The 26,664-nt window shown below is 55.0% G+C and carries 25 protein-coding genes; 18 read left to right on the forward strand and 7 right to left on the reverse strand.

Features of this window, described 5'->3' with window-relative positions; translation table 11 throughout:
* Both HNV11_RS06780 and HNV11_RS06785 read right to left on the reverse strand, forming a co-directional pair.
* Window positions 1–843 (reverse strand): hypothetical protein, encoded by an 843-nt coding sequence (locus HNV11_RS06780; RefSeq protein WP_171738953.1) that lies wholly within the window; start codon window positions 841–843, stop codon window positions 1–3.
* A gap of 1 nt (window position 844) precedes the next feature.
* A complete protein-coding gene (locus HNV11_RS06785) occupies window positions 845–1,870 on the reverse strand; it encodes a glycoside hydrolase family 113 (RefSeq protein WP_171738954.1) in 1,026 nt (341 codons plus the stop codon).
* A gap of 234 nt (window positions 1,871–2,104) precedes the next feature.
* Between HNV11_RS06785 and HNV11_RS06790 the strand changes: the two genes are divergently transcribed.
* Window positions 2,105–3,250: an FG-GAP repeat domain-containing protein gene (locus HNV11_RS06790; RefSeq protein ID WP_171738955.1), complete on the forward strand. Its 1,146-nt coding sequence runs from the start codon at window positions 2,105–2,107 to the stop codon at window positions 3,248–3,250.
* 80 nt (window positions 3,251–3,330) lie between these two features.
* Window positions 3,331–3,738 carry a hypothetical protein gene (locus HNV11_RS06795; protein WP_171738956.1) on the forward strand — a complete coding sequence of 136 codons (408 nt, stop codon included), beginning with the start codon at window positions 3,331–3,333 and terminating at the stop codon, window positions 3,736–3,738.
* 200 nt (window positions 3,739–3,938) lie between these two features.
* Here the strand turns inward: HNV11_RS06795 and HNV11_RS06800 are convergent, their stop codons facing one another.
* On the reverse strand, window positions 3,939–5,441 hold the full coding sequence (locus tag HNV11_RS06800; RefSeq protein WP_171738957.1) for a Gfo/Idh/MocA family protein: 1,503 nt from the start codon (window positions 5,439–5,441) through the stop codon (window positions 3,939–3,941).
* A 163-nt stretch (window positions 5,442–5,604) separates the two neighbouring features.
* Between HNV11_RS06800 and HNV11_RS06805 the strand changes: the two genes are divergently transcribed.
* Together HNV11_RS06805 and HNV11_RS06810 are read left to right on the forward strand one after the other, a co-directional pair.
* Entirely contained in the window at window positions 5,605–6,495 is an 891-nt protein-coding gene (locus HNV11_RS06805; protein WP_171738958.1) for a sugar phosphate isomerase/epimerase family protein, read from the forward strand.
* A gap of 159 nt (window positions 6,496–6,654) precedes the next feature.
* Entirely contained in the window at window positions 6,655–7,173 is a 519-nt protein-coding gene (locus HNV11_RS06810) for a GNAT family N-acetyltransferase (RefSeq protein WP_171738959.1), read from the forward strand.
* Window positions 7,174–7,181: 8 nt separating this feature from the next.
* On the opposite strand, the gene HNV11_RS06815 is transcribed toward HNV11_RS06810, so the two are convergent.
* The 4 genes from HNV11_RS06815 to HNV11_RS06830 form a co-directional block, all read right to left on the reverse strand.
* Window positions 7,182–8,465 carry an acetyl-CoA hydrolase/transferase family protein gene (locus tag HNV11_RS06815; protein ID WP_171738960.1) on the reverse strand — a complete coding sequence of 428 codons (1,284 nt, stop codon included), beginning with the start codon at window positions 8,463–8,465 and terminating at the stop codon, window positions 7,182–7,184.
* A gap of 141 nt (window positions 8,466–8,606) precedes the next feature.
* On the reverse strand, window positions 8,607–10,037 hold the full coding sequence (locus tag HNV11_RS06820) for a GH1 family beta-glucosidase (protein ID WP_240163811.1): 1,431 nt from the start codon (window positions 10,035–10,037) through the stop codon (window positions 8,607–8,609).
* Between the two features lie 110 nt (window positions 10,038–10,147).
* Window positions 10,148–10,543 carry a hypothetical protein gene (locus tag HNV11_RS06825; RefSeq protein WP_171738961.1) on the reverse strand — a complete coding sequence of 132 codons (396 nt, stop codon included), beginning with the start codon at window positions 10,541–10,543 and terminating at the stop codon, window positions 10,148–10,150.
* A gap of 113 nt (window positions 10,544–10,656) precedes the next feature.
* The gene (locus HNV11_RS06830) at window positions 10,657–11,679 is read right to left on the reverse strand and encodes a bile acid:sodium symporter family protein (RefSeq protein ID WP_171738962.1); all 1,023 of its coding nucleotides are present in this window, start codon (window positions 11,677–11,679) and stop codon (window positions 10,657–10,659) included.
* A gap of 606 nt (window positions 11,680–12,285) precedes the next feature.
* On the opposite strand from HNV11_RS06830, the gene HNV11_RS06835 reads away from it, so the two are divergent.
* The 14 genes from HNV11_RS06835 to HNV11_RS06900 all read left to right on the forward strand — a co-directional run bounded on the left by HNV11_RS06835 (window position 12,286) and on the right by HNV11_RS06900 (window position 26,636).
* Window positions 12,286–12,513, forward strand: a complete 228-nt coding sequence (locus HNV11_RS06835; protein WP_171738963.1) for a hypothetical protein — start codon at window positions 12,286–12,288, stop codon at window positions 12,511–12,513.
* Window positions 12,514–12,846: 333 nt separating this feature from the next.
* Window positions 12,847–13,710 carry a hypothetical protein gene (locus tag HNV11_RS06840; protein WP_171738964.1) on the forward strand — a complete coding sequence of 288 codons (864 nt, stop codon included), beginning with the start codon at window positions 12,847–12,849 and terminating at the stop codon, window positions 13,708–13,710.
* 47 nt (window positions 13,711–13,757) lie between these two features.
* On the forward strand, window positions 13,758–14,342 hold the full coding sequence (locus HNV11_RS06845) for a DUF4255 domain-containing protein (protein ID WP_171738965.1): 585 nt from the start codon (window positions 13,758–13,760) through the stop codon (window positions 14,340–14,342).
* On the forward strand, window positions 14,339–15,430 hold the full coding sequence (locus HNV11_RS06850) for a hypothetical protein (protein WP_171738966.1): 1,092 nt from the start codon (window positions 14,339–14,341) through the stop codon (window positions 15,428–15,430). Before HNV11_RS06845 ends, HNV11_RS06850 begins: the two co-directional genes overlap by 4 nt.
* Before the next feature lie 5 nt (window positions 15,431–15,435).
* Window positions 15,436–16,851: a phage tail sheath family protein gene (locus tag HNV11_RS06855; protein WP_171738967.1), complete on the forward strand. Its 1,416-nt coding sequence runs from the start codon at window positions 15,436–15,438 to the stop codon at window positions 16,849–16,851.
* Between the two features lie 29 nt (window positions 16,852–16,880).
* A complete protein-coding gene (locus tag HNV11_RS23900) occupies window positions 16,881–18,941 on the forward strand; it encodes a phage tail sheath C-terminal domain-containing protein (protein WP_171738968.1) in 2,061 nt (686 codons plus the stop codon).
* A gap of 29 nt (window positions 18,942–18,970) precedes the next feature.
* Window positions 18,971–19,405 (forward strand): phage tail protein, encoded by a 435-nt coding sequence (locus HNV11_RS06865; RefSeq protein ID WP_171738969.1) that lies wholly within the window; start codon window positions 18,971–18,973, stop codon window positions 19,403–19,405.
* Window positions 19,406–19,415: 10 nt separating this feature from the next.
* Entirely contained in the window at window positions 19,416–19,925 is a 510-nt protein-coding gene (locus HNV11_RS06870) for a phage tail protein (RefSeq protein WP_171738970.1), read from the forward strand.
* Between the two features lie 12 nt (window positions 19,926–19,937).
* Window positions 19,938–20,117, forward strand: a complete 180-nt coding sequence (locus HNV11_RS06875) for a DUF5908 family protein (RefSeq protein WP_171738971.1) — start codon at window positions 19,938–19,940, stop codon at window positions 20,115–20,117.
* Between the two features lie 18 nt (window positions 20,118–20,135).
* Window positions 20,136–20,936, forward strand: a complete 801-nt coding sequence (locus HNV11_RS06880) for a CIS tube protein (protein ID WP_171738972.1) — start codon at window positions 20,136–20,138, stop codon at window positions 20,934–20,936.
* On the forward strand, window positions 20,933–22,684 hold the full coding sequence (vgrG, locus tag HNV11_RS06885) for a type VI secretion system tip protein VgrG (protein WP_171738973.1): 1,752 nt from the start codon (window positions 20,933–20,935) through the stop codon (window positions 22,682–22,684). The genes HNV11_RS06880 and vgrG overlap by 4 nt, the downstream gene beginning before the upstream one ends.
* Before the next feature lie 11 nt (window positions 22,685–22,695).
* Window positions 22,696–22,986 (forward strand): PAAR domain-containing protein, encoded by a 291-nt coding sequence (locus HNV11_RS06890; RefSeq protein ID WP_171738974.1) that lies wholly within the window; start codon window positions 22,696–22,698, stop codon window positions 22,984–22,986.
* 12 nt (window positions 22,987–22,998) lie between these two features.
* Complete coding sequence (locus tag HNV11_RS06895) at window positions 22,999–23,403, forward strand: GPW/gp25 family protein (RefSeq protein ID WP_171738975.1); 405 nt, start codon at window positions 22,999–23,001, stop codon at window positions 23,401–23,403.
* 11 nt (window positions 23,404–23,414) lie between these two features.
* Complete coding sequence (locus HNV11_RS06900) at window positions 23,415–26,636, forward strand: baseplate J/gp47 family protein (RefSeq protein ID WP_171738976.1); 3,222 nt, start codon at window positions 23,415–23,417, stop codon at window positions 26,634–26,636.
* Window positions 26,637–26,664 lie beyond the last annotated feature (28 nt).

Consider the following 26,664-nt stretch of genomic DNA (forward strand, 5'->3'; position numbering starts at 1 on the left):
TTAGTATCGTTTCTCATCTTTTGCATCACTCAGATTCAGCAGATAATCGCCCAGAACACGTAAGGGGTCAGTTGGTTCAGGTGTCCAGCGAACCACGAAGTAATACCCATCGGGCCGGTGTGTCTCCAGAATCCATTCGGAACCATCCGTACCAAACGAATTCCGAAAGCCTAAGGGAGAAATGGCCAAAGCATTTTGCTCCTGCAGTAGTTGGCGAAACCGGTTGAACGTATTTAATGAAACTGGACGGCGACTATCAATCCGAAAAGGTATCGTAACCGATGTGTCGGTTATATGCAGGTTACCCGCCTGATCCATGTAACGATGGCCTGGAAGTTCTGGAATGCGGCTCAGTACCTTAGTAATCAACTGCACTTTATTACCTTCTTTTTCCAGCCTCACAACAACCGGCGGATGAAACGACCGAATCCAGGTAAGTCGATACACTTCTTTTGGCAACGGATAGTTAGACAAGACGGGCTCGCCAAGGCGAAACAAATAATATGAGAACCACTTTAGCCTGAATGTATCAACGCGCGTTTGGATACGCCGTTCAAGAATTAATGTGTCAAACATTACCGTATACTTAGGGTCAGTGCGCATGGATGGTGTAATGCGCTCCTTCGGTACGCGTTCCATCTGATACGTGCTGTCAATAAACCGTTCGGCGGGAAAGTACCAGGTAGCTGCGTTAACAGGCTTGCCTGCTTCGCTCGAAATAAGCGGTGAGCGTTTATAGGGAATACGGAAATCGGGTTGCCCATTACTAAAATGAGGCCATAGAAGCAGGATTGTCAAGGCAATACGCAGAACCGGCAGACGTAAAAGGCTTGTAAATACCATATTACCTGGTTTGATTAGACCACTGTTTCGTCAGTATACTTTCGGCCATTCGCCCCTGCGGGCTATACTGATCGCGTTCGCGGTGGCGTAGATCGTTGTCTATGAACCACTTCCAGATAAAGCCACCCGCGAACCAGGGCTTCGGCCAGACGGCCTGGGTAAGGGCTGCGTACGCGTTGGCTTGAGCAGTCGGATTCGGCGTACAGTCTGTTTCGGATTCCCAGGGACGACGCGCGGCATGGTCGCAGGCCCGGTAACCGAACTCGGTGAACAGAATAGGTTTCTGAAGCTGGCTGCTGAAGGCTTCCAGCGCGCTCAGGTGCGGTTCCCAGCCTTTGGTTAAGTCCTCAACGGAGGGTTCGCGGGCCTCCGAGAGCGGAAAGTAAGCATCGACGCCAACGTAATCGAGCTGGCTCCAGAACGGAATCCGCTCGTATCGGTCCCAGTTGGCTGCGTAGGTCAGCTTGCCCTTATACACCTGCTTCACCTGCTCAATCAACTGACGCCAGAACGCGGGCCGGGCAATGGCAAAGCGGTCGAGTTCAGTCGTAATGCAATACAGATCGACGTCCAGCGAATCGGCTATCCGGGCGAAATGCAGGACATATTGCGCGTAGTCGTGCTCGAAGGTTTGCCAGTCGGCTTCGCGGGTAAACTCCAGGTCGAGGTGCGAGCCGCCCTGCATCCAGACGTGGGGCTTGAGCATCGTTTTCAGGCCCTGCCTGCGCGCCATCCGGATGGTGCCGGCAACGCCCTCGGTGGTTTCGCCCCACCATTGCCAGTCGCGTTTTTCTTTCCGGTTTTCGCTGAAAAAGAAGTGCGGATCGCCTTTTCGGCAGAAGCCATACGGAACAATGGCGACCCACTCGCCACCCACCGACCGCACCGGGGCCAACGCCGACGAATCGGGCTGGCGCGGAGGAGCCACCAGGTTGACGCCTTTCAGCCGCGAGCCAGTATAGTGAAAGGGCAGAGACGTCTGGCAGCCCGAAACCACCAGTAAAAACAGGACGATACGGCTAATCATTTGCTCTTTTCTACAGTGCCGGTAAGGTACGGGAAAAACACATTCGCTATACCCGCAAGCCGGGGCGCAGTCCGTTTGTCGGCGCTCAGGGTACACTAAACCCGACTGGCAATGGATAGGCAGACAGTATGTTAACGCAGCCGGTGACTTTTTGCAGGGAAGTAACACCTAATGCGTCGCTGAGATTCTGACCCCGTCTGAATCGATACGCCGTTCCGTTGCCTGCTGATCTGTATGAAGTACTCTATTCTCTGCCTGGTATTTGCCTTACTCAGCAATGGTTCGGATGAAAAAGCCGAGCCTGCGTTTCGTAAGTATTTCGTTGCCGCCGAAAGTTATGAATCAGTCGCCGTGTTCGATGTTGACAATAACGATACCCTCGACATCGTATCGGGCGATTTCTGGTACGAAGGCCCGCACTTCCGGCGTCGGCACCTGATTGGTAACCAGGCGCGTCAGGATCAGTATTACGATGATTTTTCGACTATCCCGCTCGACGTAAACGCCGATGGCCGGATGGACTTTGTGACGGGCGGCTGGTTCAACGGCACGCTGCGCTGGCTGGAAAACCCCGGCAAGACATCGGGCAGTAACAGCCGCTGGCCCAGCCACGACATTGCCGGCGTCGGCAATGTTGAAACGACCCGCTCCTGGGACATAGACGGCGACGGTCCGCCCGAAATCGTACCCAACAACCCCAATAAGCCGCTGAAGTATTTCAAACTCACCAGCCCCGGTACGTTTAAGCAGATCAACGTAGCGCCGACGCAGGGCCACGGCCTTGGCTTTGGCGATATCAACGGCGATGGACGTGGGGATTTTATCGTGAGTGACGGCTGGCTCGAAGCGCCCGCCGACCGGACGAACGGCTCCTGGAAGCTGCACAAAGAGTTTGCACTCGGTACGGCCAGTGTGCCCATCATCGTAACCGACGTAAACGGCGACCGACTGAATGACCTGATTGTTGGGCAGGGGCACGGCTACGGGCTGCACTGGTATCAGCAGAATCGAACGGCTGGCGGGCAGCGTTCCTGGACGAAGCACCTGATCGACGATAAGAACTCGCAGTATCACTGCCTGGAATGGCTCGATATCACCGGCGATGGCCGCCCCGAACTTATCACGGGCAAGCGATTCCGGGCGCACAACGATGGCGACCCCGGCGCTTATGACCCCGTTGGGCTATACTACTTTACGTGGGACACGGCGGCAAAACGGTTCGTCAAACACGATATCGCTTACGGCCCGGCAGGCGTTGGTAAAGGAACGGGTATTTATTTCGCCGTGGCTGATTTGCACAAAACCGGCCGAAAAGACATCGTAGTCGCCGGTAAAGATGGCCTTTTTGTCTTTTTCAATCAGGGAACGCTTAAAAAATAATTAGCCTTACTCCATCTGCGAAGCAGTTTAAAGCGTATTTTTATTGTTCATCTATTCCTCTTTACGTAACTACTTGATTTATGCAGCGTGCTCAATTAAAGGAGTTTTACGGCTATGGCCTCATTCTGGTTGTCCTGATTGCCGTACAGGTTTATTCGATCTACGTCGCCACCACCACCGATTTAACGCTTACGTGGCAGCATTATCTGGGTTTTGGAGCCACCTTGCTGGCGGGCATTCTGTGGGCGTTCCGCAAGCCGCAATACCTGTTTTATGCCCTCGGCCTGACGTTGATACTGGGTTATGAAAATCTGGTGGGGTTTACCCCAACCCTGGACTTCACCTCGACCCGGTACTATCTTAACAACATCGCCCTGCCGGTTTCCTACCAGGATTTTTCGATGTATATGCTGCTCATCTGGGCTTACGTTGCCCATGAGCGTTTGCGAATGATAGCACGGTCGCTGTTCATGCGGAGAGCATCGTAACGGATCTTTTACTTCTGCCTTGCTGTTTTTGCGGACGCTTGCCTGTGTCTGGTCCGGGAAGTCATCCAGAAGCTGAAAGACTCCTTATGCGGGCTGTGTATCCCTATGCAGAAGGCCCGTTAGAGCTTGTTATCGCGATCTTGAGGTAAAATGCAAAAACCGCCTTAGGGGCGGTTTTTGCATTTTGAGAATATCAGAGACTAGGCCGTCAGTGACCAGCCCTCGCGGTATTGACGCTTAACAAACTGGTTCGCTTGGTCGAAGTTGGTGATCTTCATGTTCTTGCCATCCCACGCCAGCTTTTTACGACCTGGATAGGTAAATCCTTTGCCGTCGGCCTTGGGTGAGCGGAGCGTGTAGCTGCGAATCGCCAGGTTACCCATCAGCACCGATTCAGTCAGCGGACCGGCAAAGTCGAACGACGAGGTCAGGGCTTTGTGCTCTTTGCTGTTGAAACCGGCTTTACAGGCTTCAGTCCACAGCACCTGGTGACCATTCTCCGGAATGCCTCTCCCGTTTTCGCCCTTGGGTTTCGGAGCCGCTTCCATTTTCTGGCCGCTCTTGGTATAGAGCTTCGGATCGTCGCCATACATACCGCAGGCAATCAGACCTTTGTCGCCAATCAGGAATACGCCGTTTTCACCGTTTTCGGGGAAGGGTTCGCCTTCCGGCAGCATCTCCGGCCGGAACGGACGCAGACCGCCATCGAGCCAGACCATCTTGACATCCGATTTGTTCTTGGACGAGGCCGGGAACGACAACTCGACGTGCGACGACGGCGGGCAGCCTTCGGGAATGTACTCGGGCGTCCAGTCTTTCAGGAATACCTGACCGATGCTGGTTTCCACTTCCGTCGGGTAGCCCAGTCCCAGCACCCGGAACGGAACGTCCATGATGTGGCAGCCGATGTCGCCCAGAGCGCCCGCGCCGAAGTTCCACCAGCCGCGCCACTTGAAGGGGTGGTAGGCAGGCGTATAGCCGACTTTCTGCGCTGGTCCGAGCCACAGATCCCAGTCCAGATCGACGGGTGTATTTTCGGCTGGCTGCGGCACCGGAATACCCTGCGGCCAAACGGGACGGTTCGTCCAGAGGTAAACCGTGTGGACGTTGCCAATAAGCCCTTTGTCGAACCAGTCGACCATCTGCTTCTGCTGCGGGTTGGACGACCCCTGGTTGCCCATCTGGGTTACCACCTTATGCTTCCGGGCGGCTTCGGTGAGCATCCGCGCTTCGTAGATGTTGTGCGTCAGGGGCTTTTGCACGTAAACGTGTTTGCCGCGCTGCATGGCGGCCATGGCGACTACCGCGTGAGTATGGTCGGCCGTCGATACCGTAACGGCATCAATCGTTTTGCCTTCCTTATCGAGCATTTCGCGGAAATCCTTGTAGCGTTTTGCGTTCGGGTGTTTCGTGAAGTTCTCTTTCACGCGGGGAAGCCCCCAGTCTACATCACACAGTGCCACCATGTTGTTGGCGCCGTTGTTGTAGGAGTTGTTGGTATCGCTAAAGCCTTTACCCCCAAAGCCGACGCCAGCGATGTTGAGTTTGTCGCTTGGGGCAATGAAGCCTTTACCGCCCAGCACGTGTCGGGGGACGATCAAGAAACCCGCCGTAGCTAAGGCCCCGGCCTGGATGAAACCGCGACGGGTCGTGGTCGGGTTCACCGGATCGGGAGTCGGCGTTGAGTTGTCTGACTGGTTCATGATAAAATGTAAAATGGGGTTTTTATAGATAAAGGCAGGTCGGTAAAAATTTACCCAAAAGGTAGTGTGATTTTTACGTTCGTCAGCTTTCTAACTTTACTACCTTTATGCGTTTAAGAAACAGACGCTTTGTCTGTATATAACGAACCCACTCTATATGACTATGTACCAGTCAGAAAAAATGACCCGCCAGCAGTTTCTCAAACTCGGCGCGTTGGCAGCCTCGGCTGCTCTGCTGCCAAACCTCGACGCGTTTGCGCAGTCGTCGAAGAAGGTTGGCCTGCAATTGTACACCCTGCGCGATCTGATGGCCAAAGACCCGGAAGGAACGCTCAAAAAAGTGGCCGACATTGGCTACAAGGAGATGGAGCTGTTCGGTTATGCCGACGGTAAATTCTTCGGCAAGACACCCGCCGAATTTGCCGCTCTGCTGAAAAATCTGGGACTGACGGCTCCCAGCGGACACTACACGACGGGCAAAACGATGCCTACTGTTAAAGGAACGCTTACCAATGACTGGAAACGAGCCGTTGACGATGCCGCTGCTATCGGGCAGAAATACATGGTTTGCGCTTATCTGTTTCCGAACGAACGGACTAAGCTGGACGACTACAAACAGTTTGCCGACCTTTTCAACAAATCGGCTGAGGTGGTCAAGGCTGCCGGTATGCAGTTCTGCTACCATAACCACGACTTTGAATTCCAGTCGCTGGACGGGCAGATGCCGTATGATGTGCTGCTGAAAGGCACCGACCCGAACCTGGTGAAGCTCGAACTGGATCTGTACTGGGCAACCTTTGCCAAGCAGGACCCCGTAGCGCTGTTTAAGAAACACCCCGGCCGGTTCCCGCTCTGGCACGTAAAAGACATGGAAAAGACAGCCGAACGCGCCTTCGCGCCGGTCGGAACCGGCTCGATTGATTTCCAGCGCATCTTCGACGCCAAAAAGATTGCGGGCATGACCCATTACTTCGTCGAGCAGGACGTCTGCAAGCTGCCGCCCCTGGAGTCCATTGCCATCAGCTACAAGAACGTTCAGAAACTGAGAGTATAAAGATGAGCCCTACAAACGCCCGGCGGGAAGATTATCCCGCCGGGCGTTTGTATTAGTTGTAAATACGGTTTATAGCTACGTATATGAACAGAAAGGTTTTCGTCATCAGATACTCCGGAGGAGAAGTAGCATTATACGTAAAACCTAACTGGTACGGCTATGTATATTGACTGTGATCTTTGTGTTATCCGTTCCTGGCAACGGGACGATGAACAGACTCTGCCTAAACACGCCAACAACAGAGAGGTCTGGCTAAACCTGCGCGATCGCTTTCCCCACCCCTATACGCAAGCCGATGCTCAACAATGGATTGAGTCTGTAGTGGGGGCTTATCCAGAAACGGGCTTTGCTATCACGGTTGAGGGGGAGGCCGTAGGAGCCATAGGCTTAGTGCTCCATGACGACATTGAGCGTTGCTCCGCCGAAGTGGGTTACTGGTTAGGGCAAACCTATTGGGGCAGGGGCATAATCACGGCCGCGTTAAAAGCCTTTACCCGCTACGTCTTCAGTGAGTTTGAGTTAACCCGCCTTTACGCCGTTCCCTTTCTGCGCAATCCGGCTTCGATTAAAGTGCTCGAAAAAGCAGGCTACCAATGTGAAGGAATCATGCGACGCAGTGCGATCAAAGACGGTCAAATAATAGACCAGGCTTTGTATGCCTGTATCGCAGGCGTTTAACGGTTTCCCTATATCTGCCCAAACCGTTCGAAGGCCTGCCGCTCCAGTTCGTCGCGGTGGTCGGGATGCGCAATGTTGATGAGCGCACGGGCACGCTGACGAAGGTTTTGGCCGTAGAGGTCGGCGATGCCATATTCCGTAACGATGTAATGCACGTGGGCGCGGGTGGTCGTTACGCCAGCGCCTTCTTTCAGAAAAGAAACAATCTTGCTCAGCCCTTTGCCCGTTACGGACGGCAGCGCAATGATAGGCTTGCCCCCTTCCGACAGCGACGCGCCCCGCACGAAATCCATCTGGCCGCCCACGCCGGAATATTGATACGTGCCGATGGTGTCGGCGCAGACCTGCCCGGTCAGGTCAATCTCAATGGCGGAGTTGATGGCCGTTACTTTCGGATTACGTCGGATGATGGACGTATCGTTGGTGTAGCTGGCCTGCTTCATGGCTACGCCGGGATTGTCGTCGATGAAATCATAGACCCGCTGACTGCCCATGACAAAGGCCGACACGATCCGGTAGGGTAAGACGGTTTTGTGTTCGCCGGTGATAACGCCCCGCTCCACGAGGTCGATGACGCCATCGGAAAACATCTCGGTATGAATGCCCAGTCCTTTGTGATGAATCAGCTCGGCCAGCGTAGCGTTCGGAATGCCGCCGATACCCAATTGCAGCGTAGCGCCGTCCTCAACCAGACTCGCTACGTACTGTCCGATTTTGCGGTCTTCTGCGCTGATTTCACCCGGAAGCACCTCGTAGATCGGCTCATCGACTTCCACGGCCGCGTGGAGCATACTGGCCGGAATCAGCCCGTCGCCGTGCGTACGGGGCACGCGCGGATTGATCTGGGCGATAACGTATTTGGCCGACCGGATGGCCGCCAGCGATACGTCAACCGAGGGGCCGAGGGAGCAGTAGCCATGCGCATCGGGTGGCGACACCTGAATAAGCGCTACGTCGACCGGCAGCACATTCCGCTGGAACAGCAGAGGCACTTCGCTCAGAAAGACAGGCACGTAATCGCCAATGCCCTGATTCAACTGCTTGCGCATGTTGGCCCCAATAAAAAATGAGTTTGGCCGGAACGAGTCGCGGTATTGCTCCTCCAGATAGGGCAGGGGCCCCTCGGTATGAATATGGCAGACTTCGACGTCTTTCAGTTCGGAAGCTCGCGCTACCATGGCCCGAATCAGAACATGGGGCGTCTGAGCAACGCTATGAATGAATACGCGGTTGCCCGACTGGATGGCGGAAACGGCTTGTTCGGGTGTGGTAAGCGGTAGTATGGCTGGCATAGGATATAAAAAGCGAGATTCTGCTGTTTCGCTAACCTGTACGGATTAATGAAACAGCAGAACCTGGTTACTGTATCGGATATATAGGTACTTTTGCTAGACAACCGAATGAGTACGGATGAGGTTTGAAAAAGAACCATTCTAGATGGGGTTGTGTAACTTGCTTTGATGGGCTAGTTGCCCGGCCAGCATCTGCTGGAACCAGCGCCCCGACGCTTTGATGATCCGCTGCTGCGTTCGGAAATCAACATAAACCAGCCCGAAACGCGGCCGGTAGCCTTCGGCCCATTCGAAGTTATCCAGAAAAGTCCAGACAAAATATCCGTCCACGGGCAGTCCTTCCTGTTTAGCCCGCAAGATGTTCTGCAGGTAGCTCCGGTGGTAGTCAATCCGCGCCAGGTCGTTGACGGCCCCGTTTTCGACCTGATCGTAAAAAGCAGCTCCGCTTTCGGTGATAAGAATTTTCCGGACGCCTTCATACTGGCTGAACTGCCGGATGATACGGTACATACTTTCCGGGTAAACTTCCCAACCCATTTCGGTGATGGTCTGCACACCCCGGCGCAGGGGCGATACATCTCTGGCCCACAAATACGGCATGAAATAGGAATGCTCAACTACCGCCCGGAAGTAGTGTTGCAGCCCAATAAAGTCGAAGTCAAATGCCAGCCGTTCGCTGTCGCCGGGTTTAGCCACCCGTTTCATAATACCTTCCAGAAAGGGCAATTCCTGAGTAGGGTAACCCAGGCCGAGGGCGGGTTCGATAAAGAGCCGGTTCATGAGTGCGTCCACGCGCCGGGCAGCCGCCTGGTCCCGGGCCGACTCCGTAAATGAATCGATGGGCGAGCACGAAAAGGTCGTTCCGACTACCGCATTGGGTACGTTCCGGCGAACCACTCGTCCGCCCTCGGCCTGCGCCAGTGCCGTATGGTGAATAACGGGCAGCAGATTTCGGAAGCTGCGTCGGCCGGGTGCATGCTGACCCGTAAAATAGCCCAGGACGGAAAACGCCAGGGGTTCATTGAGGATTATCCAATGCCTGACTTTATGGCCAAACGCCTTTGTGCAGACGTCCACGAAGCCCGCAAACCAGTCTACAATCTGGCGGTTGGGCCAGCCACCCCGGTTTTCGAGCGCCTGTGGTAAGTCCCAGTGATACAACGTAATCCAGGGCGTAAGGCCGAGCGAAAGGCAATGATCAATGAGTCGGTCGTAAAAGGCGAGTCCGGCTTCGTTGATGCGCCCGCCCTGATCGGGACCAGTGCCGTCCGGCAGAACGCGCGACCATGAGATAGAGAACCGGAAATGATCGAGCCCCATAGCCTTGTGCAGCCGGAGGTCCGACTCGTATCGGTCGTAGAACTCGCAGGCAATGTCGGCATGTTCGCCGGTTTTTATCCGGCCTTTCTGGTGGCAGAACGTATCCCAGACCGACGGACTGCGCCCGTCGCGGTCAACGGCACCCTCGATCTGATAAGCGGCCGTGGCGGTTCCCCAGATAAAGTCCGGGCCGAAGTCATAGCGATGTATATCCGGAAGGCCGGACAATTGCGTGGATAAGCTGGCAGACAAGATACTTGACAGATGTAACGTCAAACGCCGACGTTCGGCAGCAAAACAAATTCCCCAATCCGGGAGAATAACTCACCGGATTGGGGAATGTTGCCTGAACGCTGAATAAACTAGCCCCGGCGACCGTAGGGCGTGTGGCGATTACGCTGGTTGTATTGCTGCTGGGCGAACAGACGCTCGCGCTGTTTTCGGGTCAGGACCGACAGCATGGCCTGCTGTTTCTGCTGCTGCAGCTGGCGGTAACCGGCGGGCGTCGTACGCGTTCTGGCCATCTGCTGGTCATACTGGTCTTCGATGCGGTGTAGTTCGCGCTCCTGGCGGTTCGACAACCCAACAATTGCGTCGAGCCGCTCGATTTTCAGTTCATCCTGGAACTGATCATTATCGTAGCGGGAGCCGTACTGCGGTGGGCGATTATCATAAGGAGCCGAATAAACGCGTTGAGCCATGGCTCCTCCGGCGGTCAGGGTCAATAAAGCAAAGGCGGCAATGAGTGACTTGTTCATGATCAGTTCGTTTTTATTACGTTTAACTGACCGTTAGAAGCTTTTGGGGAGGCTGCGTTTAACCGGCCTGTAGGACCTTCTGGCGGAATGCCGGATTCCGCTTTCCGAACGGGCTAGACACGCTGTTGAACCGTCTCTGACGCTTTCCGTTGCCGATGCGCCATCGCCTGCGCCAGGATGCTGGCGACTATGAGCTGAAGGGCATGGTACATCATGATTGGGAGTAAGGCCACGCCAGCAAGGCTGCCAGGAAACAGAACGTTCGCCATAACGCTGCCCTGCACCAGCGATTTCTTGGAGCCGCAGAACAGCGCCGTGATACGGTCTTCGCGGTTGAACGTCAGCAGGCGGCTCACCAGCGTAACGAAGCCAAAAATCAGAAAGAACAGCCCCAGCATCAGGCCTGCCAGCGCCAGCAGATCGCCGACGGAATAATCCCGGAACAGGTTCAGCGTAAACGACTCGCAGAAGGCCGTGTAGACAATGAGCAGAATGACAACCTGGTCGAAATAGCGCAGGGCGGTCCGGTTTTTTTCGGCGAACCAGCCCAGTCGCCGGTTGAGCAGAAGCCCCAGCACGACCGGAGCGATAACCTGTAGCGTCAGCTTGCCGATCACGCTGCTGAGGTCGTACTCTCCGCCACGACTGGCCAGAAGAAAACTCATCCACAGGGGCGTAATGAATACGCCAATCAGGCTGGAAATGCTGGCGTTGAAGATAGCCGCCGGAATGTTGCCTTCGGCAATAGACACCATCACGACTGAGGAAGAAACCGTTGAGGGCAGGGCAGCTACGTAATAAATTCCCAGCCAGAGCAGGGTGGTATCCGGCGTCATCAGGAACGAGCGGGCCGTCAGCACTACGGCCGGGAAAACGATGAAGGTTGTCAGGTGAATAACCAGGTGCAGCCGGTAATTACGCAGGCCGGCCCGTAGCTGGCTGAAATTCAGCCGCAGCCCATAAAAGAAAAAGATCAGGGAAACGCCGTAGTTGGCCAGCGCGGACAAAGACAGCGGCCCTTCCTGAACACCCGGCTCCGGCCAGATACGGGCTAAACCGATCATGGCGAGTAACGCCAGAATAAACCAGTCGAGCCCAACCCGGGCCAGTAGCGAACGTAACGACGTTTTTGCCATATGGACAGTTAACCCGGCAAGGCATCTTTTCGTTTGAACCGATCAGGCAGACAGTACCCTGGTGCGTCCGATTCCACAGAAAGGTTCGGAAACAGGAGTGAGGCTGCTCAGCACGATCGTGCTGAAATGGCCTTTGGAGAGACTGGCCGTAAAACAAAAAATACGCAAAAGGACTGATCGAGAAATTTAATCGTAATGTAACGCAAGCATTAATAGAATCCCCTGAATTATCGACTTGACCGGTTGTTCATTTGTTTTTACCGGTTAATCAAAAGTAACTATCTCCAAACGGTAACTCGTATACCTTTAAAGCGAAGTTAGCTATGGGCTAATTTCTGATTAAAGTTAGTTTCTGCCTGGCTAAATCAGGGCGTCGCTACTTCTTGAAGTGGCAATCTGATGCTGCCTGAAGGTAATAAATTTAACGAAGTTCACCCGGCTAAGGGTACTGTCGTTGCTGTTCACACCAGAGCTGTTTTAACGTAACTATTCCTGCTCGATTAAATGTATTGACCGCAGATGAAAATGGTGGTGCTATCAAAGTATGTTATTTTGTTAGATCGATAAAGTCTGATGTTATTATCGAAACGCTTAACCAACACGATTATGGTGGAAAGCTTGGTTTTAATCGAAGGGAAGAACGTAAAGGAGGAGAGCCTCTGGATTTCGTTGGGCAACGCTAAGCAGCTGATTGTGGGGAGCCAGCTTGGTTTTGGGGTGGTTCTGCATATTGCCGCTACCACACCCGACGACCTTAGAAACGCGTTAATTGACTTTGCAAAAGTTAAAAACGTTAGTGGTGTTGTGACTCTGATGATGCGTTCACAACGTTAAGTACCGGATAAAAATAGTAAGAAATAAACAGGTTGCCGACAGGCAGAAAAATTACACGTATCTGCTTTTAATAATCTACAGTTTAGGTGAAAATTGTGACATGATTGTTCTGCTTTTTGCCTATAGCTTTTTTTGAAAAGTTAGGAAAGTCTTATTCGCTTTCTAGGATTTTTTAATAACCAGCGTTGAATTAGTTGGACAGGATTCGTTCTGGAATTTAACGTAAATAATCAGTACGGTATTGCTTCTGAAAACGCCTGCTGGCTGCAGGCGAGAAGCTTGCTTTTTGCTTATTTATTTGTGTAGGGCAATGGCGGTTATTTCAGCATAGCTATGAAAATTGTTGGCTTTTCGTTAGAGCAGGGCAATAAGTATTTTGGGAGGATAGATGGTGCCCGCTTCTTTATTGGCAGCCGCGTTCCGTTTGAAGGCGGCAAAGGGCTGATGAATATTGTTGGCACCGCCGTTCAGAAATATAACCGGGCCGACTTCAGATCGACGTATGGTTTCTGGGCCGATTTCATTCATCCGACGGCTATGGCTGAGGGGGCACTCTATCACACCTTAAATACGTATGACCGGGCTCGCTTTACGTTTTCGTTCCTCCAATACGCTGCCCATGTTCCGAATGGCGATTTTGTTACGTATGTAAAGGCGCTGCTCCAACTCCCTATGGCGTCTGAATACTTTCCGGACTTACGGATCGAAGATGGCCGAATCGTTCGGATAGCTAACGAAGGCATTATTATCCTTGAATCGGACACGTCGACCGAGAGGTTGCTGGACTACTTTAATCCGAGTTTGCGGGAGATAGAGGACACCGAAGTGATTCAGGCGGCCAAGCTGGTGCACTGGGCTCAGAATGACCCGGCTAACCGACTGGCGCAGGTAGACATCGGTATCCGGCACTTCCAGACGAAGATGGTGGAATACGCGGCCCGTTACGCTCTGGATGGCCAACCCGACACCGTATGCCTGGTCATTGCCGATATCCGGCACCAGGGCCGCGCGACCAGTGCCACTATTCTGGCGGCCCTGCAAAGCGCAAACCCGTTGAAAGCGCTGCTCGATATCGGCGAACCCCGCTTTCACCAACGGCTCCTGGTTCTGCGACGGGAGATCAACCGGTTGATTGAAGAAGGCATACTGGGTACGAAAAAATACAGTACAGCCAAAAAGGATTTTGTGAATCTGTAAGTCGGGGGCTGTCCAATGCTCCCGAAGTTCATTAACCAAACCGAACTATGTTAAGACCGGCGCTTGAAGGAATCCGTACCGAACTGAATGCGTTCCTGGAAACCAAGATCGCTAACGGGAATAACGGGCCAATTGTCCGGCTGATGAATATTGCCGGGATTGACCAGAACGGTGGAACGGCGCCAACCGATGCGGTGATCATGTCTCTGGTGAATGTGGAGGAAGAAACCACGCTGAAAAATGGCTCCATCTATAAACAGCCCACCATTTCGACGGTAGTCCGGGTAAATCCGCCCCTGTTTCTGAATTTCTATGTGCTGTTTGCGGTCAACTCAACCACTGAGGTTACCTATCTGAACGCCCTGCTGCTGGTCTCAAACATCATTGCCTTTTTTCAGCGCAAAGCCGTGTTTACCCACGACAATACGCCGACGCTTGACCCCGGTATTGAAAAGCTCGTCGCGGAGCTGTACTCGGCCAACTTCGAGCAGTTGAATCACCTCTGGGCCATGCTGGGGGGCAAGTATATGCCCTCGGTTCTGTATCGGATTCGCATGCTGATGATTGAGGATACGGAGTCGGAACCAGGCTCACTAGTTACCAGCATCGAACTGAGCAGCCATTTGTTATGATCCAGGCAATCTACGATATCCTGTTTTCGATCCGTTGCCAGCACGACTATTTCGGTGGCTCCTGTCCGGATATGGCCCTGCTGCCGACTGCCGACTGCCAGAGCGCCTTACGCAACAATGGTCTCCGGTTCAAAGCCACGGAGGAGGGGGGCGTCGTCCTGTTTTCGTCGAACGAACAGGGGCAGGTGCTTCGGAAAATCAATTCGCTTACCTCGTTTACATTCCTGCTTCAGCTTCAAAATCCGGTATTTGACAATTACACCCGATTGACGTACCCGGCCGGTAAGCTCGGTAAGCCGTTCTACTATTTCGCCAACCTGACCGGCGCGGGTGCCATCGATCCATCAAATGCCGTTATCAAAACGAGCGGGGGCAAGGTAGGGGAGAAGGATTTCGGCTGGCTGGTTAACCGGGTGCTGACCATTCCCCTGAGCGCCGATTTCAATCAGGTAGAGATTAGCCGGATTGAGCCCGGCACCGGTAAAAAAGTCATTAAGACCTTTGTTACAGGGCCTGCCGGCACGCTAACGATCAACCTGTTACAGATCGAAGACGCGCCGGGGCATTTCGTCTCGCTGAGGCCCGGCCGCTATTTCCTCCAGTTTTCGGGAGCGGCTCCCACGCGAACCGAAGCGATTTATTTTGACGAGCGACTCCGCGAGCCGAATGGCTGGGGCCTGCTGGAAATCTTCGCCGACAAGACATTTGATTACGCTGCCAAACCAACTTATACGCTCAGCTTCCGGTCGGAGCTGTGGAAATACTTTCTGATTGATTCCGCCGACAAGGTAACCGTTAACAACAACGCTTTAACCAACCTGACTACCAGCACCACCGGCCTGTCGGGGCTGTCCCTGACCTGGGTTCCGGAGCCTGACCTGGAGCCGGACTCCTACGAACGGCGTCAGTATGTCCTGCTGAAACAAAAGGCAGCCGGGAAACCTGTTTTTCTGCTCCGCTCCAACCGGAGTATGACCAAAGAAGCCGAAGCGGCCGTACAGGTCAAACTGACGGTTGCCGGTGCCGAACGTAACCTGCCGACGCCTAAAGCAAACCAGTCAAAATTAGAAGTGGTCCAAACTCTTTAACGCAGATGGAAGATTTCAAAACCCCCGGTGTGTACGTGAGGGAAGTGCCTAAATTCCCTCCGTCGGTTGCTCAGGTTGAAACGGCCATACCGGCTTTTGTCGGTTATACCGGGACGATAACGTATGAAGGTGAGACGCTGCAGAACAAGCCGGTTCGCATAACGTCGCTGTCGGAATTTCAGCTGATTTTCGGCGACGCGTATTCCGTGCCGGTCGGTGGGCTGACGCTCGACAGTCAGGGGAAAATAACCGCAGGACTAAACGATCTGAACGCCCTCCTGCGGTTCCGGATGTTTCAGAGCCTGCAGCTGTATTTTGCCAATGGCGGAGGAGCCTGTTATATCGTAGCGGTGAACAATTACTTCTCGGCCCCGAATACGCCCCGGACGGTAAGCTCTGCCGAACTGATTGCGGGGGTTAACGCACTCAGTCAGGAAGATGAACCCACGCTGCTGGTCATTCCCGATGCCGTCGGCGTAGCGGATTCGGCCCAGTACCATGCGGTCCTGAATGCGGCCCTGCAGCAGTGCGCTACGCTGAAAGACCGCTTCCTGATTGCCGATATTCAGACGGCTGGACAGGCTAATCTGGCCGCTGCCGTGGGTAATTTCCGGGATAACATCGGCACGAACAATCTGACCTATGGCGCGGTGTATCATCCTTACCTGCGAACGATTCTCACCTTCGATTATGACGAAGCGGCTATTACCATTACCCAAACGGGCTCTGACTTCAATGGCTTTACGCTGACTGAGTTAAAGACGGGCAAGACGGTAGGCGGCAAAGTCCAGACGAACACGACGCTCTACGAAGCAATCCGGAAAGAAATCGGTAAACAAACCGTCATTCTGCCACCCAGCAGCGCCATAGCGGGCGTGTACGCCAGCGTCGACCGGACGCGCGGAGTCTGGAAAGCCCCCGCCAATGTCAGCCTGAATTTTGTGAAGGAACTGACGGTCAAAATCGACGATCAGACGCAGCAGGACCTGAACGTGCACCCGACGGGCAAATCGGTGAATGCCCTGCGGTTCTTCGAAGGAAAAGGGAATCTGGTGTGGGGTGCGCGGACGCTGGCCGGCAATGACAACGAGTGGCGCTACGTCTCGGTCCGGCGGTTTTTTATCATGGTCGAAGAGTCGGTTAAGAAAGCGACGGAGCCGTTTGTTTTCGAGCCCAACGATGCCAACACCTGGGTGAAGGTAAAAGGGCTGATTGAAAACTTCCTGTTTCTGCAGTGGCGGGCCGGTGCGCTGGCCGGTATGAAACCCGAACACGCGTTTTTCGTACACGTCGGCCTGGGCGAAACCATGACGGCGCTGGACGTGCTGGAAGGCCGGATGATCGTCGAGATTGGCATGGCCGTCGTCAGACCCGCCGAGTTCATCATCCTCCGATTCTCCCACAAAATGCAGGAATCCTAACGCGCGCTACGCACTAACCTTTTCCTCTTATGGCTACGACGTATAGTACCCCCGGTGTATTTGTCGAGGAGCGAACTTTGTTTCCACCTTCAGTGGCTGCGGTCGCTACGGCGGTTCCGGCGTTTATCGGCTACACGGCCAGGGCGCAGGACGATTCCGACAACAAGCCACTCGGGTTTGTGCCGGCGCGGATTTCGTCGCTGCTCGAATATGAACTTTATTTCGGGGGCGATTTTCAGCCATCCTCCTATGAGGTGACCGTAACCAATACAACAATCGCGGCCATTAACGCCAAGACGGGTCCCGATAACCGGCGCTATCATCTGTATAAGGCCGTCCGGCATTTTTTCGACAACGGGGGCGGTCCCTGTTACATCGTGTCGACGGGCCTTTTTCCGGCGCCGGTTAAACTGGGCAATCTCACCAACGATCGGCAACTGCTGGCGGGCTTGGATAGTATCAGAGCCGTTGACGAACCAACAATCCTGCTGTTTCCGGATGCCGTGGAGCTGACCGAGGCCGAACTGGGGAGCATCCAGGTAGAAGCCCTGCGTCAGTGCGAAACCCTGAATGACCGCTTCGTGCTGATGGACATCCGCGAGGGGTTCCGGAAAGCCGCCGTTGGCAATGACCCGATTGCCAAATTCCGGGATAACGTTGGCACCGAAAACCTCAAATACGGAGCGGCCTATTATCCCTGGCTGTACACGACCTACGCCCCCGATCTGTCGTTTGATCTGCTGACGTTGAAGAAACCGGACCCCGGCAATGCGAATAACCTCATCAATCTGACACAGGGCGATCTGGATGCGCTCAGCAGCAACCCTACCGAAGCCGCTCTGGTACAGCGCGTAACACAAACGGGTGCTGATACTAAGGCGTTTGTAGACGCTCTGGCTGCCGCCACCTCACCGGCCCTGACCCGGGCGACCATCAGTCCGCTGAAGACGCATTTTGACCGGCTGACGGCTACGTTTCTTAATGCGACCCCTAACAGCACCCGCGAGCAGTTTACCGCCATTATCACCTTTGTGCGGACGCTTGCTCTGTCCCTGCAGACGCTGGATGCGGCTACGCTCGACGCTACGTTACAGGCTTCGCTCGATGCACTGAAAGCTGACGCTACGTTTATCGGTAGCCTCACCAACCTGATAAAAATCGAAAAGAATGCCGCGCTGCTGACCGATCTGATGCCAGCCGGCCGGAATGCCGCGGCCGTCGATACCGACTATGCCAGTCTGAACAATACCGTCTGGGTAGGGAACGTAGCGGTGAGTACGCTGACGGCTGATGCGAGCATAAACATAGGGGCCAACGGCGCGACCTCCATCAAGGCCAAAGGAGCGAATGTGTTGTCGGCGGAGCTGTTTGCCAATGCGGCACAGCGGCTCATCAATACCGTCGATAACCTATTCAAGTCGTCGCTATTGAGCAAGACCTCGGCCGAGCAGCAGTTGTTTGCGCAGCATCCGTGGTTCAAGGGATTGGCGACCCGATTCAAACGGGATATGGCGCTGGTGCCGCCCTCGGGGGCCGTCGCGGGCGTATATGCCAGCGTTGACCGGACGCGCGGGGTCTGGAAAGCCCCCGCCAACGTCAGTCTGAACGCCGTTATTGGTCCGGCGGTTCGGCTGGAAGACAAAGAGCAGGCCGATCTGAACGTCCACGGCACGGGCAAATCGGTGAATGTCATCCGGGCCTTTACGGGCAAAGGGATTCTGATCTGGGGGGCGCGGACGCTGGCCGGTAACGATAACGAGTGGCGCTACGTACCGGTGCGCCGGTTCTTTACGTTCGCCGAAGAATCCATCAAGAAAGCGACGGAGCCGTTTGTCTTTGAGCCCAACGATGCCAACACCTGGGTTCGGGTGAAGGCTATGGTCGAGAATTTTCTGACGCTGCAGTGGCGGGCCGGTGCGCTGGCCGGTGCCCGACCCGAACAAGCCTTTTACGTAAAGGTGGGCCTGAACGAAACGATGACGGCGCTGGATGTGCTGGAAGGCCGCATGATCGTCGAGATTGGCATGGCCGCCGTCAGACCCGCCGAATTCATTATCCTTCGATTCTCCCACAAAATGCAGGAATCCTAAAATCAGGTATCTTCTAAATTTTTTTCCCTATGGCAGATTATCCACTACCCAAGTTCCATTTTCGCGTGGACTGGGACGGCATCGCAAACGCCGGTTTTACGGAGGTGACGGGCCTTGAAGTAACCACCGAGAAGATCGAGTACCGCGACGGGGTCAGCCCCGAATACTCCAAGATCAAAATGCCGGGTATGCAGACCTTCGGCGACATTACGCTCAAGCGGGGGGTGTTTAAAGGTAATAATGAATTCTACGACTGGTGGAACTCGGTTGCCCTGAATACGATCACGCGCCGGAACGTAACGATCAGCCTGCTCAACGAAGCCCACGAGCCGATGGTGGTCTGGAAGGTCAAGAACGCCTGGGCCTTGAAAGTAACTTCGTCGGACCTGAACGCCGGCAGCAACGAAGTAGCCGTTGAAACGCTGGTTCTGGCGCACGAAGGAGTAACGATGGAACATACCTGATCACTGAGCTATGGATTTGAGCTATCCGCATGTCGGGTTTCATTTCTCAGTCGTCTTTGAGCTGTTCCCTCAGTTTCCCAACGACATCCGGTTTCAGGAAGTGTCGGGACTGTCGGCGGAGGTTGAGATGGAAACCTTCAACGAAGGGGGCGAAAACCGGCTGGTGCATCAACTGCCCGTTCGTACCAAGTACGGCGACCTGACGCTGAAGCGGGGTAAATTTCTCGGCTCGGGTATCCTGCACTGGTGCCGAAAGGCGATTGAGAAGCAGGAATACTCCCCGTCGAACCTGATGATCTCGCTTTTAGACGAAAACCATCTGCCGGTCTATAACTGGTACGTGGTGCACGCGCTGCCCAAACGGCTCGACATCGGCGCGTTCAACGCCGAGCGGAACGAGATCGTGGTCGAAACGATGGTGCTGCAATACCATTACTTCAAATACTACGATCCGGCCAGCGTAGCGATGGACCTGGCGGGCAGCCTGACGGCGTCAATCAATGTGAACATCGGCTTCTGAACTCCTGCCGCTATGCCGATTGAAATACGTGAACTGGTTATCCGGGCCCGGGTCGATGAAACCGAAACGGCCAGTCAGACGGATTCAGGAAACCGTCGGGGCGGTACGCTGACCAGGGCTGACCGCGAAGCCATTATTGCGGCCTGCGTGGAGCAGGTGATGCAGATGCTGGAAGACAAACAGGAACGATAACAACCCAACGACTCCGCCATGATTCTGGATACGTTACTGGCCAAAGGAAGCCTGACCAAGATGACCATTACGGCCCTGGAAGCCGACCCGGCTCCTGATAGTCCGCCGGTTCGGTCGTCCAATCCGGATGATACCCTGACGGTGCTGGTCAACCCCAATACGTACCGGATTAACTACGCCCTGAATTACAATCGCCAGCCGCCCCAGGGGGCCAGCAGCACCTCGGCGCAGTACGTCAGTTCCGAGCCGATCAGTATTGATTTTGAACTGCTGTTCGACGGGACCGGCGTCATTCCGAAAATGCCGTCGAATAATCCGCTGGAAGGGGTGCCGGTGGCGGGCGCTATTGCCGGAGCTATTGCGAGCCTGACGGGTGGTGATGAAGAGGAATACGACGTAGCGAAGCAGATTCTGAAGCTGAATAACATCGTCTACACTTACGAGGGTGAGCAGCATCAGCCCCGGAAGGTGCAGATCTGCTGGGGCAAGCTCGTCTTTTTCGGGGCGCTGAAAAGCCTGAGCTATCAGTTTAAACTTTTTAAGTCAGATGGTACCCCGCTCCGGGCAACGGCCAATGTCAGCTTTGAGAATCACCGCAATGACTTTCTGCGCGAAGCGGTGCAGCAAACGGCATCGCCGGACCTCACTCACCGACGGACCGTGCAGGAGGGCGATACGCTGCCGCTGATGTGCTACCGCATCTACGGCGATTCGTCGCTATACCTGCAGGTTGCCGAGGCCAACAAGCTGCTCAACTTCCGGGCGCTGACCGTTGGACAGGAGCTGTTCTTTCCACCCGTTGATAACTTCAAAAAATGACTGCATCGCGACTGCTGCCCATCGACCGGAATACCGACCTAGTTACGTTCACCATCCGGGTAAACGGCGAAGCTCTCTCGCGCACAGTCGGGGTGCTGTCAATTGTGGTCAGTAAGGAAGTCAACCGCATTCCAACTGCCCGGCTGACCTTGGCGGATGGCGATCCGGCCCGGAGCGAGTTCAGCCTCAGCAACCAGGATACGTTCGTGCCGGGTAACGAGATCGAGATTACGGCGGGCTATCATTCGCAGGAAGCGCTGATTTTTAAGGGAATCATCATTCGGCATGGTATAAAGATCCGGAATAATTATTCGCAGCTGCTGGTCGAGTGCAGGGATGTAGCGGTCAAAATGACGGTTGGCGAAAAAAGCCGGCTGTTTGCTGACAGCAAAGACAGCGCGGCTCTGGAAACCATCCTGGCGGATTACCCCGACCTGACGGCCACCATCGACGATACCACCGTTGAACACAAAGAACTGGTGCAGTACCAATGCTCCGACTGGGATTTTATGGTGAGCCGGGCCGATGTCAATGGCCTGGTTTGTCTGGTCAGCGACGGTACGCTAACGGTGACCAAACCGTCGGTCAGTGGCGAGGCCCTGGCGACTACGCTCTTCGGGGCGACCATTCTTGAGTTTGATGCCGAGATTGACGCCCGAATACAGGACAGGCAGGTAAAAGCCCTGGCCTGGGATGTCGCCAGTCAGGACCTGGCCGAAGCGACTGCCGCCGAACCCGACTGGACCGAAAATGGGGATCTCAGCAGCAGCCAACTGGCCGACGTAATCGGTCTGGAATCGCATGACTTCTTTCATACGGGTCAGCTGCCGCCCAATGAACTGCAAAGCTGGGCCGACGCCCAACTGCTGCGCAACCGCATGGCGAAAACGCGGGGGCGGGTCCGGTTTCAGGGCATGGCAACCGTCTTGCCGGGCACGGTGCTGGAACTGGCGGGCGTAGGTAACCGGCTGAACGGCAAGGTTTACGTATCGGGTGTTCGGCATGAACTGTCGGGCGGCAACTGGGTCTGTGATGCGCAGTTCGGTATGAATCCCGACTGGCACACCAAACAGTTCAACACGTCCATGCCTCCGGCCGCGGGCTTACTGCCCGCCATCCGTGGCCTGCACATTGGCGTGGTGTCGCACCTGCAAAATGACCCGGCGGGCGAAAACCGGATTCAGGTCAAAATTCCGACCATCAGCACCACCGATGAAGGCATCTGGGCGCGGGTGGCTACGCTGGATGCGGGCAACGAACGGGGTACGTTTTTTCTGCCCGAGGTAGGCGACGAAGTCGTGGTGGGTTTTCTGAACGACGACCCCCGTTTCCCGGTCGTGCTGGGCATGATGAACAGCAGCAGTAAGCCGGCCCCCATAACGGCCGCCGACAAAAACCCCGAAAAGGCGTATGTGTCGCGCGAGAAGCTGGCCCTGCGGTTCAACGACGACAAAAAGAAGATTACGCTCGAAACACCCGGCGGCCGTACCGTTACGCTGGACGACGACAAAAAGAAGATCAGCCTGACCGACAAATCGGGTAACAGCATCTCCTTATCAGGGAGCGGTATTGTCATTGAAAGTGCGGGCGAATTGACCTTTAAGGCCAAAAAAGCAATCAAGGTAGAGGGAACGATGGACGTAACGCTGAAGGCTGGCCTAAACTTCAAAGTCGAAGGAACCGCCGGTGTCGAGGTATCGACCAGCGCGATTGCCGTACTGAAAGGGTCTCTGGTGCAGATAAACTAACGACAACGAATATGGGCATGGCGGCACGAATTGGCGATATGCATGTGTGTCCGATGGTAACCGGGGTTGTGCCGCATGTGGGTGGCCCCGTATTGCCGCCGGGAACAGTAACCGTGTTGATTGGCGGTATGCCGGCAGCCTGTCTGGGTGATTTGTGTACCTGCGTCGGTCCGCCCGATACCATCCTAATGGGTTCGGCGACGGTGCTGATTGGCGGTAAACCCGCGGCCCGCATGGGTGATCCTACCGCGCATGGAGGCACCATCATCGTCGGTTGTCCGACCGTACTGATCGGCGGTTAACGCATTAACGCTATGGCAGAGCTATTCTTAGGCAAAGGCTGGAGCTTCCCGCCGACGTTCGATAACCGCACGAAAGAAGTCGTGATGACCGAAGGTGAAGACGACATTCGGGGCAGTCTGGAAATCCTGCTGGGTACCCGGATTGGCGAACGGATCATGCGTCCCGGCTACGGCATGAGCCTCGACCGGCTGATGTTTGAAGGTATCGACACGTCACTGGTCGCTACGCTCGAAAAAGACCTGGAGTTCGCAATTGCGCTTTACGAGCCCAGAATCAAACTCACCGAACTGGCGGTCATGCAGGATCGGCAGGAGGCAGGACGGCTGCTCATTCTGGTCGAATACGTAGTTCGCAGCACCAACACTCGTAACAACTTAGTCTATCCGTTCTACATAAACGAAGGGACAGAGAAATAGAGCCACCCGATATGTCGCAGGATTTCAGACCCAACGAGCTTCTATGGAACGATGGCATCAACCAACTGCAACGGATGCTGCCCTCGCTGGACCCGGCTTTTGCCAAGGTCGATGAACGCACGTTGGCCGATTTTCTGAAATACGCGTATCAACTGGCTAAAGAAATCCGGTACTATAACCCGCAGAACCAGCCGGAAGGGGACTGGACGCCTTTTTTTGATCAGTTTCTGCTCGATGCGGCTACGGGACAGATGGCGAGTACGGCGCAGATACACCAGCAACTGGCTGGCCGGACGAACCTGCCCCCGCATTTGGTGCTGTTTCTGGCGTTCCTGAAACTATATGAACACGCCCAGCAGGACCTGAACGGTCTGACCCAAAAGCATCTTGACTACTACTACCGCGATATTCTGGGGATTAAGGCCAAACCTGCCGTACCCGACAAAGCCCATGTTGTCTTTGAACTGGCCCGCAACCTGACCGGGTTTCGGCTGCCTGAAAAGACGCTGCTGGATGCAGGCAAAGACAAGGACGGCAAACCGATCCGGTTCAGCACCAGCCGCGAAATCATTATAAATCAGGCCAAGGTAGCCGGGCTCAAAAGCCTGTTTATTGAAGAAACCAGCACGCAGGGTACGCTTTTTCAGGCTGCTTCGGTGGCGAACTCGGCCGATGGACGGGGGAAACCGTTCGAGGGGCCGGCTTCCTGGCGACCGTTTGGGGCGGCTCAACTGAAAAGGGCAGGCAGCGAGCAGACCATGACCCCGGCCGACATCGGGTTCGCCCTTTCGACACCCATGCTGCTGCTGAACGAAGGCACGCGCAGCCTGACACTGACCCTGTCGCTGAACAACCCGGGCCTGGCGGCTGCTGCGCTGCCCAACGCCTTTCGGCTGTACCTGTCGGGAGCGAAAGGCTGGATAGAACCCGACGCGGTTTCCGATATAAGCCTGCAACTAATCAAAAATCGGCCGACGCTCTTCATCAGTGTTACGTTATCGGCTGCTCAACCCGCTGTTGTTGCCTACGACGACAGTGTGCTTGGCGCGGGCTTTGTTACATCGTATCCCGTTCTGAAAGTGGCCCTCAACCAGTCGTTTAGTCAGTATGAGACTCTTAAGTTGCTCAGGGTTAGAGATGTTACGGTTCGGACATCGGTGCAGGGCGTAAAGAGTCTGATCGTGCAGAACGACGAGTCGGTGGTTGATCCGGCCCGACCATTCGCGCCGTTTGGGGCGCAGCCCGGAATTGGTGCCAACTGCTATATCGGGTCGGAAGAGGTATTCACTAAGCGGCTCACCTCGCTGCAGCTGCATATCGACTGGCATAAGTTACCGCCCGACCTGAGCCAGTATTACGAAGGTTATTTCCCACCCTTCAGCAATCAGGTTACGGTGAGCAGTTTTGAAGGCGTACTATATTTTCTGTCGGAGGGACAATGGCAGTTTCTGGCGAAGAACCGCCTGTTCACCGGCCCAGACAATCAGGAGGGCACCTTTGTTGCCAACAGCGACCCGTTCCGGAACTTCGGTCAGCATCGCACCACTCTCGACGAGCCGCTGAGCCGCTTCGATACGCGCGTGCGCAACGGCTTTATCCGGCTCGAGCTAACGGCCCCCCGTTACGATGAATACGGCTTCGAGGCATTCGGGCACACGATTTTCCCGATTGTTTATGCGCAGAAAGCCGTAGCCATGAGCCGGGCTCTGCCGACCGATCCGCCCGTCGTACTGCCGAATCCGCCCTATACGCCCCAGATTAAGTCGCTGACGCTCGACTACGATGCCGGAGAAACGTTTGTTCCGAGGGTTGATGATCCGGCTAATCTATTCTGGTTTCTTGAACCGTTTGGCCATCGCCAGTTACTGCCTTCCGAATCGGTAGCGGTCTTACCACCCGTTTCCGGCGCGGCATTCAGCTTTATTGGCCTGTCCGACTTTACGCCACCGGGCAACATCAGCCTGCTGCTGCAGACTGAAGACGGCACCGCCATTGCACTTACGTCCGACGACCTGCTCAGTAGCCGTGACCTGACCTGGGGATATCTGGCCGGCGACCGATGGATCGACCTCGATCAGTCGGCGGTGCTGGCCGAAAGTACCGAGGGCTTCCAGAAAGCCGGGATAGTGATGCTGGCCATCGGGCGCGATGCGACGCAGCAACATACCCTCATGCCCGCCGGGCTGCACTGGATACGGGCCAGCGTACCCTCAGCCCGTAAGGCCAACGGAGCCAGTAACCTTCAGTCGGTGCAGACGCAGGCCGTTGAAGCCGTATTTATTCCTGCCGACGATAAGCAGGTAGTAACAAGCGTAGCGGCAGGGACGATCAAAAAGCTGGTTACGCCCCTGACGGCCATTCGCAGGGTTGATCAGCCGTTTGCGTCCTTTGGCGGGCAGGCGACAGAAGACAATACCGCTTATTACACCCGCGTCGCCGAACGGCTCCGGCATAAAAACCGACTGTCGGGTTCGTGGGACTATGAGCATCGGGTGCTGCAGGCGTTTCCGGAGCTGTTTAAAGTGCGCTGCATGCCTCATCGTCAGCCGGGACAGGTGCAGTTGATCGTCGTGCCGAATCTGCGGAACAAAAACGTTGGGAATCCGCTCGAACCCCGGAGCAGTACGGTGCTGCTCCGAAGCATTGAAGACTATATCCGTCAGTACGTCTCCGCTTTCGCGACCGTAACGGTCCGTAATCCGGATTACGAGCAGATTCTGCTGGATTTCAAAGTGGCGTTCCGGGCCGGTAAAGACGCCGGGTACTATGCCGGGGTGCTGAACGAGGAGATCAAACGGTTTCTGTCGCCCTGGGCGTATGAAGAGGGGCGCGACATTCCGTTTGGCGGTAAGGTCTATAAATCGGACCTGCTGGCTTTCGTTGAAAACCGCGACTACGTGGATTTCGTCACCGACTTCAACCTGTATCACCTGTATCCGGGGCCGCCCAGGGGGGGCGTCGGTGCCATGATGATCGGTAAAGATTTTTTGATCAAGCAGGCGGTTCCGGCAACCATCAGCGGGCATTCGGGCGGCACCATCGGCCTTGATTTCGTGATTGGCGAGCCCGTGGACAGCACCAGCCTCTCGCCCGATGGGGCGGCTATTCTGGTATCGGCCGGGCAGCACCGCATTACGCCCCTGATGCCGGGCGAACGAACGAGCGACGGGATTGACCTGCTGAGCGGCATTGGGTACATGGTCATTGGCCTGGACTTCGACGTAACAGTATAACTGATTCACTTACAAAATCTAACGAGTT

It is taken from the genome of Spirosoma taeanense (assembly GCF_013127955.1).
Taxonomy (GTDB): Bacteria; Bacteroidota; Bacteroidia; order Cytophagales; family Spirosomataceae; genus Spirosoma; species Spirosoma taeanense.